At 73.5% G+C, this 13,758-nt stretch carries 13 protein-coding genes; 5 read left to right on the forward strand and 8 right to left on the reverse strand.

The features are described 5' to 3' along the window. Positions 1-119: 119 nt before the first annotated feature. The 4 genes from B0675_RS30615 to B0675_RS30630 all read right to left on the reverse strand — a co-directional run bounded on the left by B0675_RS30615 (position 120) and on the right by B0675_RS30630 (position 5,286). Positions 120-2,135: an NADPH-dependent 2,4-dienoyl-CoA reductase gene (locus tag B0675_RS30615; protein WP_081222854.1), complete on the reverse strand. Its 2,016-nt coding sequence runs from the start codon at positions 2,133-2,135 to the stop codon at positions 120-122. A gap of 135 nt (positions 2,136-2,270) precedes the next feature. Then, complete coding sequence (locus tag B0675_RS30620; protein WP_081222855.1) at positions 2,271-3,074, reverse strand: alpha/beta hydrolase; 804 nt, start codon at positions 3,072-3,074, stop codon at positions 2,271-2,273. A 131-nt stretch (positions 3,075-3,205) separates the two neighbouring features. Continuing rightward, positions 3,206-4,015 (reverse strand): putative protein N(5)-glutamine methyltransferase, encoded by an 810-nt coding sequence (locus tag B0675_RS30625; RefSeq protein ID WP_081222856.1) that lies wholly within the window; start codon positions 4,013-4,015, stop codon positions 3,206-3,208. A 191-nt stretch (positions 4,016-4,206) separates the two neighbouring features. Further along, positions 4,207-5,286, reverse strand: coding sequence for a hypothetical protein (locus B0675_RS30630; protein WP_081223974.1), 1,080 nt, complete (start codon positions 5,284-5,286; stop codon positions 4,207-4,209). 222 nt (positions 5,287-5,508) lie between these two features. On the opposite strand from B0675_RS30630, the gene B0675_RS30635 reads away from it, so the two are divergent. After that, positions 5,509-5,937 carry a MarR family winged helix-turn-helix transcriptional regulator gene (locus B0675_RS30635; protein ID WP_081223975.1) on the forward strand — a complete coding sequence of 143 codons (429 nt, stop codon included), beginning with the start codon at positions 5,509-5,511 and terminating at the stop codon, positions 5,935-5,937. 41 nt (positions 5,938-5,978) lie between these two features. Here B0675_RS30635 and B0675_RS30640 read toward each other — a convergent pair whose 3' ends face one another. The 3 genes from B0675_RS30640 to B0675_RS30650 form a co-directional block, all read right to left on the reverse strand. Further along, complete coding sequence (locus tag B0675_RS30640; RefSeq protein WP_081222857.1) at positions 5,979-6,692, reverse strand: GNAT family N-acetyltransferase; 714 nt, start codon at positions 6,690-6,692, stop codon at positions 5,979-5,981. Then, on the reverse strand, positions 6,689-7,609 hold the full coding sequence (locus B0675_RS30645) for an NADP-dependent oxidoreductase (protein ID WP_081222858.1): 921 nt from the start codon (positions 7,607-7,609) through the stop codon (positions 6,689-6,691). Before B0675_RS30645 ends, B0675_RS30640 begins: the two co-directional genes overlap by 4 nt. A gap of 228 nt (positions 7,610-7,837) precedes the next feature. Next, on the reverse strand, positions 7,838-8,737 hold the full coding sequence (locus tag B0675_RS30650; RefSeq protein WP_081222859.1) for a universal stress protein: 900 nt from the start codon (positions 8,735-8,737) through the stop codon (positions 7,838-7,840). A gap of 353 nt (positions 8,738-9,090) precedes the next feature. Between B0675_RS30650 and B0675_RS30655 the strand changes: the two genes are divergently transcribed. The 4 genes from B0675_RS30655 to B0675_RS30670 all read left to right on the forward strand — a co-directional run bounded on the left by B0675_RS30655 (position 9,091) and on the right by B0675_RS30670 (position 12,945). Continuing rightward, a complete protein-coding gene (locus tag B0675_RS30655; protein WP_081222860.1) occupies positions 9,091-9,675 on the forward strand; it encodes a hypothetical protein in 585 nt (194 codons plus the stop codon). Positions 9,676-9,808: 133 nt separating this feature from the next. Continuing rightward, a complete protein-coding gene (locus B0675_RS30660; RefSeq protein ID WP_081222861.1) occupies positions 9,809-10,774 on the forward strand; it encodes an acetylxylan esterase in 966 nt (321 codons plus the stop codon). Positions 10,775-10,911: 137 nt separating this feature from the next. Further along, on the forward strand, positions 10,912-12,111 hold the full coding sequence (locus B0675_RS30665; protein WP_081222862.1) for a serine hydrolase domain-containing protein: 1,200 nt from the start codon (positions 10,912-10,914) through the stop codon (positions 12,109-12,111). A 111-nt stretch (positions 12,112-12,222) separates the two neighbouring features. Then, positions 12,223-12,945, forward strand: a complete 723-nt coding sequence (locus B0675_RS30670; RefSeq protein WP_081222863.1) for a GntR family transcriptional regulator — start codon at positions 12,223-12,225, stop codon at positions 12,943-12,945. On the opposite strand, the gene B0675_RS30675 is transcribed toward B0675_RS30670, so the two are convergent. Then, positions 12,918-13,745: a class I SAM-dependent methyltransferase gene (locus B0675_RS30675; protein WP_081223976.1), complete on the reverse strand. Its 828-nt coding sequence runs from the start codon at positions 13,743-13,745 to the stop codon at positions 12,918-12,920. The two genes, B0675_RS30670 and B0675_RS30675, sit on opposite strands and share 28 nt — an antisense overlap. Positions 13,746-13,758 lie beyond the last annotated feature (13 nt).

Genomic DNA, 13,758 nt, shown 5'->3' on the forward strand with positions numbered 1-13,758 from the left:
TTGGAGGCGTTTGCTCCTGCCTGGTGTGACCCGTGGCACTCCAAAACAGTTGTGCGTCTCCATGAAAGACGCGCGAACGGAACCCCGTCTGCTGGAAGAGCCCCGGAACGCGGGGGCGACTACAGCGCCGCCGCCAGTTCGGTGCCCTGCTTGATGGCGCGCTTCGCGTCCAGTTCGGCGGCCACGTCGGCGCCACCGATGAGGTGCACGCCCCGGCCGGTGGCGCGCAGCTCCTCGTAGAGGTCGCGGCGCGGGTCCTGCCCGGTGCACAGCACGATGGTGTCGACCTCCAGGACCTGGCTGTGTCCGTCGACGGTGACGTGCAGTCCGGCGTCGTCGATCCGGTCGTACCGGACACCCGGGACCATGGTGACGCCCCGGTGCTTCAGTTCGGTGCGGTGGATCCAGCCGGTGGTCTTGCCGAGTCCCGCTCCGACCTTGGTGGCCTTGCGCTGGAGGAGGTGGACGGTGCGCGGCGGGGCCGGCCGCTCGGGGGCGGCGAGGCCGCCGGCCGCCCGGTAGTCCATGTCGACGCCCCAGCTGCGGAAGTACGTCGCCGGGTCCTCGCTCGCCTTGTCGCCGCTGTCGGTGAGGTATTCGGCGACGTCGAAGCCGATGCCGCCGGCGCCGAGGATCGCGACGCGCTCGCCGACGTGGACGTCGTCGCGCAGCACGTCGAGGTAGCCGACGACGCTCGGGTGGTCGACGCCCGGGATCTCGGGAGTGCGCGGGCTGACGCCGGTGGCGACGACCACCTCGTCATAGGGCTCCAGGGTGTCGGCGGTGGCCCGGGTGTCCAATCGGACGTCCACGCCGTGCAGTTCGAGCTGGGTGCGGAAGTAGCGGATCGTCTCGTCGAACTCCTGCTTGCCGGGGACCTTGCGGGCCACGTTGAGCTGACCGCCGATCTCGGCCGCCGCGTCGAACAGGGTGACGTCGTGGCCGCGCTCGGCGGCGCTGACGGCGCAGGCGAGGCCTGCGGGCCCGGCGCCGACGACGGCGACGCGCTTGCGCAGCCGGGTCGGCGCGAGGACGAGTTCCGTCTCGTGGCAGGCGCGAGGGTTGACCAGGCAGGAGGTGATCTTGCCGCTGAAGGTGTGGTCGAGGCAGGCCTGGTTGCACCCGATGCAGGTGTTGATGGCGTCCGGGCGCCCCGCCTCGGCCTTGGCGACGAAATCGGGGTCCGCGAGCATCGGACGGGCCAGCGAGACCATGTCGGCGTGCCCGTCGGCGAGCAACTGCTCAGCGATCTCGGGGGTGTTGATGCGGTTGGTGGTGATGAGGGGGATCCCGACGGAGCCCATGACCTTCTTGGTCACCCAGGCGTACGCGCCGCGCGGCACCGAGGTCGCGATGGTGGGGATGCGGGCCTCGTGCCAGCCGACGCCGGTGTTGATGATCGTCGCTCCGGCGGCCTCGACGGCGCGGGCGAGGGTGATGACCTCGTCGAGCGTGGAGCCGCCGGGCACCAGGTCGAGCATCGACAGACGGTAGATGATGATGAAGTCGTCGCCGACGGCCTCGCGCACGCGGCGGACGATCTCGACCGGGAAGCGCATCCTGTTCTCGTACGAGCCGCCCCAGCGGTCCTCGCGCCGGTTGGTCTGCAGCGCGATGAACTCGTTGATGAGGTAGCCCTCGGAGCCCATGATCTCGACGCCGTCGTAGCCCGCACGGCGGGCGAGGCGCGCGGCGCGCGCGTAGTCGTCGATGGTCCGCTCGATGTCCGCGTCACTGAGTTCGTTCGGCGGGAACGGGCTGATCGGGGCCTGGAGGGGGCTCGGGGCGACCAGGTCCTGGTGGTAGGCGTACCGCCCGAAATGCAGGATCTGCAGCGCGATCTTCCCGCCCTCGCGGTGCACCGCGGCGGTGATCCCGGCGTGCTGGTCGGACTCGGCCTCGGTGGTCAGCTTGGCGCCGCCCTCGTACGGACGGCCCGCGTCGTTCGGGGCGATGCCGCCCGTGACGATCAGCCCGACACCTCCGCGCGCGCGGGCGGCGTAGAACTCCGCCATGCGTTCGAAGCCGCGCTCGGCCTCCTCCAGGCCCACGTGCATGGAGCCCATGAGTACGCGGTTGGGCAGGGTGGTGAAGCCCAGGTCGAGCGGGTTCAGCAGGTGCGGGTAACGGCTCATGGGCCCCTCCGTGGGCGGTGTCGTACGTCTTTTGTAGACGACGCGACACGCATTGTGCAACTAGTTGCACAATGAGGAGGGTCACTCGGCCGACGGACGGTCGGGACCTGGCCGGGGTGCGCTTCGGGCGGTTGTTCAGCCCAGGGCGACCCGGGCCACGAGTTCCGCGACCACCTCGGGCCGGTCGATCATCACCAGGTGGCCGGCGTCGGGGACGTCGACGAGCGACACCGCGGGGCCGGCTTCGAGCGCGGCCCGTTCCACCGGCGCGAGGTCCACGTCGTCGTGGTCGCCGCGCACGACCCAGGCGGGCACACCGGAGTCACGGAGCCGGTCGACGAGGGAGCCGTACCGGTCGAGATACGCGAAGTAGTGCCGGACCGCCTTGCGGCAGAAGGCTGGATCGTTCCTCGCGAACTCGGCGGCGAGCGCCTCACGGCGCTCCTCCGGCAGATGGCCGGCCATCGCACGGGGCGTCAGTCTCAGGAGCCCCGACCAGGTCAGCGCACCGACACCGGGAACCCGTCCGAGGGTGTCGGCGATCGTCAGCGCCTTGTCCTCGTCGGACGCCGAGAAGGCCGGGGACAGCAGGACGACGGGGCCGGCGAAGTGCCCGCCGGCCGCCATCTCCAGGGCGATGTTGGCGCCGAGGCTGTGGCCGACGACGACGTCGCAGCCGCGCTCGGCGGCAAGGGTGCCCGCCAGCGCCGCGTAGTTCTCCATCGAGAGGTCCTCGGGCGGGGTGGTGCCCGCGTGGCCGGGGAGGGTCGCCGCCAGCAGCCGCACCGGCGCGGAGGCGAGCGGAGGCGCGGTCACGAGGTCGTCGTAGAACGCGGCGCTGCACAGCGCGCCGGCCAGCAGCAGCACCCGGGTGGGCGCGTCGGCCGGCCCGGACTCCTCGATCTCCCACGCGTCGAACCGCTCGGGGGCACTGCTCATGTCCGGTCCTCCCTCTGGCCTCCACGGTCAGAGGGAGTGTGGCGCGTGGGGCGGCCCGAACGGCCGATCAGGGTCCGAACGCGGCATGTCGCGCCCCCCTCCCCGACGGTCGGGGCCTTCAGGCCCGACGGTCAGGGCTTCACACCGATCACGACGTGGGCCCAGCCCTCCTCCGACACGGCGAGCCGGGCGATCAGGCCGGCGCGGGCGAAGGCCTCCACGGCGGTGGCGGCCTGGTGTTCACTCGTCTCGACCAGGAGACACCCGCCGGGGGCGAGCCAGCGCGGCGCGCCCTCGGCGACGCGGCGCACGAGGTCGAGTCCGTCAACTCCTCCGTCGAGCGCGACCAGGGGTTCGTGGTCCCGGGCCTCCGCCGGGAGCAGCCCGACCTCGTCCGTGGGCACGTACGGCACGTTGGCGGCCAGGACGTCGACGCGCCCGCGCAGGGTGTCGGGCAGGGCCGAGAACAGGTCGCCCTCGTGTACGCGGCCGGCGAACGGCGCGACATTGCGGCGGGCGCAGTGGACGGCGGCCGGATCGATGTCGGAGGCGTGCAGTTCGAGCTCGTCGAGGGACGCGGCCAGCGCGGCGCCGACCGCACCCGAACCGCAGCACAGGTCCACCACGACCGAGGCGCCGGGCGCGAGGGCCACCGCCTGCTCGACGAGGAACTCGGTGCGGCGGCGGGGTACGAAGACACCGGGTTCGAGCGTGATCCGCAGGCCGTGGAACTCCGCCCAGCCGAGGACGTGTTCGAGAGGAAGTCCGGCGACGCGGCGGTCCACCATCGCGACGGCCTCGGCCGGCGTGCGGGCGGTGGCGAGAATCAGCTCCGCCTCGTCCTCGGCGAAGACGCAGCCGGCGGAGCGGAGAGCGGCGACCACGGTGTCCGTGGCGTCGGACGAGGGCACGGAACCGGGACCATCAGGAGACAGAGGCATGAAGCCGAGGGCCTTTCGACGAACCGAAGGGCGCTCTCGCGGTCACCTGGAGACGGTGATCCGGTCGCTCACGGAGGAGAGCACCCGACCTGACACAGCGGTAATGGGTCTCACCTCCTCGGCAACTCGTCCGGCGGCGACGGTCCGCGGCCGGGACGGCCACCTTACAGGAGCGATCGGCACGCGAACGATCAGACGCCGACCGACTCCTCCAGCTCCTCCAACTCCCCCTCCGGGCCTTCCGCCGTGCGGGGCGTCGACGGCTCCGGCCGCTGCGTCCGCTCCGCCACGCCGGGGCCCTGCGCGGCGTGCCGGCCGCGCGACCGCTCGACGACACCGGCGACGGCGGTCACCACCAGGCCGGCCGACAGCCAGCCCACGAGCGTCCCCACGGTGCCGGAGAGCCCGTCACCGTCGAAGTAGAGGAGGCTCCGGACGCCCTCGACGAAGCCCGCGCCGTTCCAGAAGGAATGCAGGGTGCCGAAGAAGCCGTTCTGGAGCTCCGGCCGGAACAGGCCGCCGGAGCTGGTGAAGTTGAGCATCACGAACAGCACCATCATCGCGAGCGTGGTCCACCGCTTGAGGAAGGTGTGGAGTCCGACGCCGACGAAGAGGATGCCGGCGGAGTAGAGCCAGCTCATCGCCCAGACGGCGGTGAGGTCGTGGTGCGCGAGGTGGAAGACCGGACCGGCGAGCGCCGCACCGATGCCGCTCACCACGGCGGAGACCCCGACGGCGAGCAACGCCCGTACGCGCAGGGCCAGTCCGGCGCCCGCGGCGCCGAGCGCGGCGACGGAGGCGTAGGAGCCGATGCTGAGCGCGATCAGCAGGAAGAACAGGCCCTGCCCGGTGGGGTCGTCGTCGACGGGTGCGGCGACGTCGGTGACCTTCAGGGGCAGACCCTGCTGCGCGGCGACCGGCGTGAAGACCTGCTCGACGGCGGTGGCGCCCATGTCGGAGGCGGCCGTGGCCACGACCAGTTCGGGCGCCTTGGCGCTCGGCACGTACGCGCCCGTGATGTCACGGGACTCGAGGAGGTCCACGGCCCGGTCGCGGTCCGTGACGGTGCGGACGTCGAGCTTGTCCCCGGCCCGGTCCTTGACCGTCTGCGCGAAGGCCTTGGTCTCGGGGCCGCTGCCGACCACGGCGACGGGAAGGTGGTGGGGCTCCGGCGTCACGAACGCACCCATGTAGGCCAGCCCCATGCCGAGACACATCAGCAGCGGGGTGACCAGGTGCGTGAGCACATGGCGCAGGGCCGGTGAGCGCAGTTCGGTGAGCACGCGCACTCCTTTGGTTGGCATATACAACTCTCTATCCAGTTGTACTATACAACCAGGACTGGGAAGGGAGGTCCCGTGAGGGCATCCGAAGGCTCCGATGAGAGCGTTGTCACCATCGGGACGCCGTCCACGACGGACGGCGGGGCACACGACGGCCCGGCGGCGGTCGGCACGACGGCCGACGCGGCGGTCGAGACCATCCAGCGCGAGATGACCGTGTTCGCCCGGCGGGCCCGCGCCTCGGCGGGCCGCATGCACCCCGAGCTGTCCCTGGTCTCGTACACCCTGCTCGGGCATCTGGAGGAGGTCGGCGGCTGCCGGGCCACCGACCTCGCCGCGCACTACGCACTCGACAAGTCGACGGTGAGCCGGCAGGTGGCGGCGCTGGAGCGGGCCGGGCTCATCGAGCGGCGCACGGACCCCGAGGACCACCGAGTCCAGGTGCTGCATCTGACCGGCACGGGCACCGAGATCCTCGCGCAGGTCACCCGCAGCCGCCGGGTCGCGTTCCGGGAGCGGCTGACGGGCTGGCCCGAGGAGGACCTCGCCCGCTTCGCCGCCTATCTGCTGCGCTACAACGCCACGGGCACGGACCTCGCCGCGCCGGGCGGACCGGCCGGCGGACCGCCCGGCCGCTGAGCCGACGGCCTCGCGGCCGGTCCTGGCTCAGCGGCGGAGGGTCACCCCACGCCCACGGTCCGCCCGTCGTCCAGGCGCTCGGGCACGCGTGCGGCCAGGAACCGGGTCGGACGGCGGAGCCGGAAGCCCAGGGACTCGTAGAGCCGGATGGCGTTGGTGTTGCCCGCGCCGGTGTGCAGGAAGGGCGTCTCGCCGCGCTCGCGGATGCCGTACGCGACGGCCAGGATCAGCCGCCCGGCCAGACCCTTGCCCCGGTGGGCGGGGTCGGTGCAGACCGCGCTGATCTCGGTCCAGCCCGGCGGATGCAGCCGCTCCCCCGCCATCGCGACCAGGGCACCCTCGTGGCGAATGCCGAGGTAGGTGCCGAGTTCGACGGTGCGGGGCAGGAACGGGCCGGGCCGGGTGCGTTCCACCAGGTCGAGCATCTCGGGGACGTCGGCGGGGCCGAGGAGCACCGCCTCGGGGTCCGGCGCCGCCACGAGCGCTTCGTCGACGAGCTGGACGCCCTCGATGCTGAACGTCACCTCCCAGCCCTCCGGCGTCGCTCCGACGTAACCGGCGAGGGGGGCCTCGCCTCCGGGGCCCACCAGGGCCGCCAGGTCCGCCCAGTCGTCGGCGTCGGGTTCGTCCGGGAGTGCCAGCCAGGGCGACACGTCCACCGGGTACCGCAGGACGCGCCCGCGCCGTTCGGCGAAGTGGGCGTGCGGGCCCGTGAGGGAGCCGAGGGCCGGGTTGTCGAGGGGGTGCGTGCTCACGCGGCCACCTCGATCACGATCTTGCCGCGGGCGTGCCCGTCCTCGACGGCGCGCAGTGCCTCGCCGGCGCGGTCGAGCGGGAACGTCCGGGTGACGAAGGGGCGCAACGTGCCGTCGGCGGCGAGCCGGCCCACCTCGTCGAGCACGGCCGCCGTACGCGCCCGTTCGACTCCGGTGCCGCCCAACTTCGCGACCGTCTCGCGGTCCGCGCCGGTGATCAGTTTCGTGACGTCGACCAGCGCGGACGCCGCCTCTTCCAGCGCCTCTCCCCCGACGAGGTCGAACACGCCGTCCACGCCGTCCGGCGCCGCGGCGCGCAGCCGCTCCGCGAGGCCGGGCCCCGACGGGACGTGCACCGCGCCGAGCGACTCGACGAAGTCCTTCTTGCCCGCGCTCGCGACCCCGACGACACGCAGCCCCGCGTCCCGCGCGATCTGCACGGCAGCCACACCCACTCCACCGCCCGCTCCGGTGATCAGCAGGGTGGCGCCCTCGGGAAGGCCGAGCTGACGGATGCCGTCGTACGCGGTCGCCGCCGCGACGGGCAGCGCCGCCGCGTCCGTGAACGACAGGCCGGCGGGCTTGCGGGCGGTGACGGCGACAGGCAGCAGGGCGTACTCGGCGTATCCGCCGTCCACCGGGTTGCCGAAGACCTCGTCCCCGACGGCGAACCCGGTCACGCCGGCGCCGGTCTCCACGACGACTCCCGCGACCTCGTTGCCGAAGACGGCGGGCAGCGGGCGCGGCTCGCCGCCGGGACGGCGGTGCCCGGTGCGCTGCTTCCAGTCGACGGGGTTCACACCGGCGGCGCGCACCGCGACGAGGACCTCGCCGGGTCCGGGGCTCGGCCGGTCCCGCTCCACCAGGGCCTCGGCCTCCGGGCCCCCGTAGCGGGTGAAGACGTACGCCTTGGGCATCTGCTCCCTCACTCTCCCTCGCTGTCGTCACCGGTCGCCGCGGCCCGCTCACCCGGTGTGGGTGTACGGGCCACCGGAGTCGGCTTCAGCAGCAAGGATGATCGCGGCGCGGCTATTCCCGGCCGCCGGGAGAGTTCATACGGCCGCAATGATCAGCACGCCGCCAGGACGCGGCGCGAGGAGGAGCGGTGGGCCCGCTCGCGTCCCGAGCGGGCCCCGGCGAGGGCTTCACGCGTGCGGAACGATCACGACCGGGCAGGTGACGTGGTGGATCAGGGTCTGTACGGCGTGGCCCAGCCGCTCGCCCGCGCGGCGGCCGACCACCAGCAGCCCGGCCCCGGTGCAGGCGCTCAGGAGGTGGTGGCCGGAGCGTCCCCGGACGACCTGCTCCGCGACCGGCGTGTCCGGGAACCGGCGGCGCCACGGCCGCAGGACGCCCGCCAGGGTGTGCCGCCGGGCGTCCTCCTCGTCGGGCGCGTCACCGGACGCACCGGCGCTCGTGGCGTCGTCCCGCGTGAGCGGCGTCCAGGCGTGCACCACGTGCAGGGGAGCCCCGCGGACGGCCGCGGTGTCGAAGGCATGGCCGATCAACCGGTCGGCGGGGCGCTCCAGGCCGAGGCCGAGGACCACGGGACGGTAGGCCGCGGCGCTCGGAGAGGCACCCGCGGGCACGGGAACCCGTTCGTCCCCGGGGAGTTCACCCGCGGGCACGAGGACCACCGGGCGTTCGGCGCCCGCGGCGACGGCCAGGGCGACGGACCCGGCCGGGAAGCCGGCGGCGCCCGTGTGGTCGGTGTGGCCGCGGGAGCCGAGCACGAGTGTCTGCGACACGGCGGCCGCCTCGATGAGCGCGGGGACGACCGCCGTCTCGGCGCCCCGCGCGACGATGTCCAACGCGGGGTGGGCGTAGGAGAGCTGGATGGCCGCGCGGTCGAGCGGGGACCTCGTCCGGCCGGCCGGCACGTCGACGTCCGGGACGCGCACGGGCACGTGCGGCCGTGGACTCGCGTGCAGCAGGCGCAGCGGGAGCCGGCGGCGTCCGGCTTCGCGGGCCGCCCAGTCGGCCGCGTCCAGACTGGCTCGCGATCCGTCGATCCCCACGGTGATGGTGCGAGTGCCGGGGTTCATTCTGCTGCCTCTCGTCTCTGGTCGTTCGAGGTGGCCGGTCGGCGTCCCTCACACCGGAGTCGGGCGCATGAGCCGGTCCGCCGACGGGCAGGTGTATCCGGCCGACGGCGGGGCAGCCGGGTTGCACCGGGTGTCTCGGCGGAGGCGGCCGGAGTCACGTCATCGGGGCTCCTGTTCGCCGACTCGGTGGTACGCGGGTTCCACGGCGGGCGCGGATCAGTCGTACGGCGTCGTAATCGGCGCGGTGATGGACTTCCGGCACCGGGCGCGGTAGGCCGGGAGAGGTCTTCCGGCGCGGTGCGGGGTCTGTTCGGCCGGGCGTCCGTGGCGGCGCACGGCAGTGAGGAGGGGACATGCGAACCCGGGTGCTCGGCTGGCGCTGGCGGCGCAACTCCCTGAGGCGCCGGTCCGACGTCGTCGAGGCATGGTGCGTGCTGGTCGTCGGCGTTCTGCTGCTGGTCGGCGCACCGCTGGCCGGGGCGGCGGCGGGATGGTGGACGTACGACGTGGCCCACGCCGAGGCGACCGCACAGCGCGCCACGCTGCACCGGGTCCGCGCCGTCCTCGTGGACGACACACCGGCGGCGGTGCCCGCGACGCCGGGGGGCATCCAGCGCTCCTTCCCCGCCCTGGTCCGCTGGACCGCGACGGACGGACAGGTGCGGACGGACCTCGTGCGGGTGCCCTCGGGCGTGCGGGGCGGTGCGCGCATCGACGTCTGGACGGACGCCCGGGACCGGATCGTGCGCGCGCCGTCGAGTACATCCGTGATCTGGCAACGTGCCCTGGCCGTGGGCCTGTTCACCGCCCTGGGTACGGTCCTCGCCCTCCTCGTCACCCGGCTCTGCGTGCGCCGGTCCGTCGATCGCAGACGGCTCGACCAGTGGGCGCGCGACTGGGCGCTGACCGAACCCGGGTGGACGCGGCGCACGGCCTGACCTGTGGCTCCCGGAGGCCCGAGCCGGGCCGGACCGGCGGGAGTGCCGCCTCCCGGGGAAGCCGTGGCTGGCCCCCGAGGCCGCACGTACGGTGTGATCACCCCGCATCCCGTACGCCGAAAGGTGGTCCTCGATGGCCTTGTTCGACCTCCCCCTCGACGAACTCCGCGCCTACCGCAGCACGTCCGCGGAGCCCGAGGACTTCGACGCCTTCTGGGCCCAGACGCTCCAGGAGGCGAGGGAGCACGAACTCGCCGCGCGTTTCGAGCCGGTGGAGACCCCGCTCACGACCGTGCGGACCTTCGACGTCGCGTTCGCCGGGTTCGGCGGGCATCCGGTCAAGGGCTGGCTGACCGTGCCGTCCGGGGCGGACGCGCCGCTGCCGACGGTCGTCGAGTTCGTCGGGTACGGCGGCGGGCGCGGGCTCGCGCACACCCACCTGCTGTGGGCCTCGGCCGGATACGCGCACTTCGTGATGGACACCCGGGGTCAGGCCAGCGCCTGGGGCGGCGGCGGGACTCCGGACCCGGTGGGCAGTGCTCCCGCCTTCCCGGGCTTCATGACACGCGGGGTCGAGGACCCCGAGACGTATTACTACCGCCGTCTGTTCACCGACGCGGTGCGGGCCGTGGAGGCGGCCCGTTCGCATCCGCTGGTCGACAGGGCGCGGGTCGCGGCGCTGGGCGGCAGCCAGGGCGGGGGCATCGCGATCGCGGCCGGGGGCCTCGTGCCGGACCTCGCCGCGGTACTGCCCGACGTGCCGTTCCTGTGCGACTTCCCGCGGGCCACGGTGGTCACGGACCGCTCGCCGTACCGGGAGATCGGCAACTACCTGAAGACCCATCGCGGGCGCACCGGACAGGTGTTGCGCACGCTGTCGTACTTCGACGGGGTGCACTTCGCCGCACGCGGCCGGGCGCCCGCGCTGTTCTCGGTGGCCCTGGAGGACCAGACCTGCCCGCCGTCGACGGTCTTCGCCGCGTACAACTCCTGGGCGGGCGGGGAGAAGCGGATCGAGGTGTACGACTTCAACGACCACGAGGGCGGCGGCCCCTACCAGCAGGCGGCCCAGCTCGACTGGCTCCCCGCACACATCTGAACCGGGCGCGGGGACGGGCGCGGCGGCCGGGGTGGCGTCCGTCCGTCGCGCGTCTTCCCTCCAGTCCGACCAGTCGGTACGTTCAACGGGCCCGAACCCGCCCCCCGGTTCACCCGCGGACGCCCCTCGGAGAACTCATGCCCCAGCCGGTCCCCCCGATCGACGGCCACTGCGATCCCCGCTTCTCGGCGGTACGGACCGCGTTCGAGGAGAACTTCCGCGACCGCGACGAGTTGGGCGCCGCCGTGTCCGTGAGGCTCGGCGGGGAGACCGTCGTGGACCTGTGGGGCGGCTGGGCCGACGCGGCCCGCACCCGAGCGTGGGAGCGGGAGACGCTGGTCAACGTCTGGTCGACCTCGAAGGGGCCGACCGCGCTGTGCGCCCACCTTCTCGCCGACCGGGGACTCCTGGACCTCGACGCCCCGGTGGCCGTGTACTGGCCGGAGTTCGCGGCGGCGGGCAAGGAGGACGTCCTCGTACGGCATCTGCTGTCGCACCGGGCCGGGCTGTCGGGGCTGCGCGAGCCGCACTCGTTCGCGCAGCTCTGCGACTGGGAGCTGACCGTGGGGCGGCTCGCCGCGCAGGAACCGTGGTGGGAGCCGGGGACCCGGTCCGGCTATCACGCGCTGACGTTCGGGTTCCTGGTCGGCGAGGTGGTACGCCGGGTGTCGGGGCTGCTGCCCGGCGCGTTCCTGGAGCGGGAGGTGACGGGGCCGCTCGGGATCGACTTCACGATCGGGCTGCCCGAGAAGGAGGCCGGGCGAGCCGCGGAGCTGGTGCATCCGCGGGCCGCCTCCGTCAGTGAACAGGCTGCGGTTCTCTCCCAGTTGGCGCCCGCCGCGCTGGCGGCCCTCACCAACCCGGCGGTCGGCGCCGCCGAGGCGAACACCGCGCGGTGGCGGGCGGCCGAGATACCGGCCGCGAACGGCCACGGCACGGCCCGGGCGGTCGCCGCTCTGTACGGGATTTTCGCGTCGAAGGGCGCCCACGGCTCCCGGCAGGTGCTGACCCCGGCGGCGGCCGAACGGGTGCGCGAAGGACAGGGCGGCTGCGTCGACCTCGTGCTGGGGGCGGGGTTCGCGCACGAGACGGAGGTGGGGCTCGGGTTGTGGCTGAGCGGGGCCAACGGCTCGTACGGTCCGAACCCGAGGGCTTTCGGACACGACGGGTTCGGGGGCTCCTGCGGGCTCGCCGACCCGGAGGCGGGCGTGTCATTGGGGTACGTGATGAACCGCATGGGCCCGCACATCGCAGACGACCCAAGGAAGTCCGCCCTTGTCGACGCGCTGTACAACGCGCTCGGAGGGTCTCCCGTGCGGTCCGGCGACGCGGACTGAAACCGGCCGAAGTCTCCGGCCGCTCTTTCCAAGTGGTTTAGACCAATGCTAGATGTGGTGGCGCAATGAGCCCGCACGGCTACGTCGAGTCACCACACAGGAGGCGCGGACATGGCCCGCACCACCCACACGTCCGACCACGAACCGCTCTACGCCCGCGTCGCCACGCAGCTGCTCGGCGAGCTGCGCGACGGGTCCGTTCCGCCCGGCGAACGCCTCCCGGCGGAGCGGGAGTTGGCCGCCCGGTTCGGCGTCAGCCGGGAGACCGTACGGCAGGCCCTGCAGTTGCTGCGGCGCAGCGGCCAGGTCTCCACCGACCGGCGCGGCAGCCACGCGACCCTGTCCGGGGGGCCCGCCGAACCCGTACCGTCCCTCGACTTCCCTGTCGGAGCGCACACCGGTCAGCCCTGCGCGCGCCGCCGGACCTCGGTGACCTGGGAGACTCCCCCGCCCGAGCACGCGAAGGCCCTCGGACTCGCCCCGCGGCGCGCCACGTTGGTCCACCGCTACGAGTCGGCCGCCCCGGACGGCAGCGGGCTGCGGACGGCCGTCACGTCCTTCTCCGCGATCGCCGTGTCCGAGGTCGAGGAGCTGGCCCGCTACCGCGACCGCGCGGACGGCCACGCCTCGGCCCAGCTGTCGCGCGCCTACGACTGGATGCGCAAGGCGGGCCTGACCCTGCACCACCGGGACGCCATCACCCGCCTCCCCCAGTCCGTCCGGGTCACGCGGCGCGTGCACGACCAGTACGACCGCCCGCTGGAGATCACCGACCTCACCGTGGACGCCCAACAGGACGCTCTCGTCTACGAGTTCACGCTGCCGGCCGCCTGATGGACCGCGGGGTCCCCGGGGCCCTCGCCCCGGGGACCCGTCGCGCCGGGCCGGGTGGCCACGACCATCCGGGCCCGCGGGGCGCCGTCCTTCCGGCGGCCGAACTCGGGCAGCGCGTGCAGTTCCGTCCGGAACCCGGCCCGCGCCAGCTCGCGTCGCACGTCCGCGAGCCGGAACTCCCGGTAGTACATGACGAACGGGGGACGCAGGACGGCGTTGCGCACCCGCATCACCGAGTCGAAGCCGAGCAGTGCCCAGTACCAGGGCGAGCCGATCCGCGGCGGCGCGGCGACCGGGAAGGCGAAGCGTCCGCCGGGTCGCAGCGCCGCGTGGACCCCGGCGAACAGGCCCGGCAGTTCGTCCGGAAGGAAGTGCCCGAACGCGCCGAAGCTGACGACCAGGTCGAAGGCGGACCCGAAGGGCAGTGCGCGGGCGTCACCGCGCACCCAGGAGACGGCGGGCGAACCACTGCCCGGTGCCGCCCCGGACGGAGAGGCGCCGGCGGTGAGCCGCCGGCGTCCGACCGTGAGCATCCCGGCGCTGATGTCGACGCCGGCCACGCGGTCACGGCACAGCTCCCGCAGGACCTCCATGCCCGCCCCGGTTCCGCAGCACAGGTCGAGTCCCGCGCCGAACGGCCCCAGCGGTTCCAGCGCCCGCCCCACCGCGTCGAGGATCGTGTCCGGCGTCCGGAACGGTGTGTGGTCGAACTTGGGCGCCAGGAGGTCGTAGCCGTGCTCGACGGACGAGAGGGCCTGCACGGTCAGTTCACGGAGGGTGGGACCTTGCGGGGAGAACATCTCGCCGAGCATA

This window comes from Streptomyces sp. M41(2017) (assembly GCF_002078175.1).
Taxonomy (GTDB): domain Bacteria; phylum Actinomycetota; class Actinomycetes; order Streptomycetales; family Streptomycetaceae; genus Streptomyces.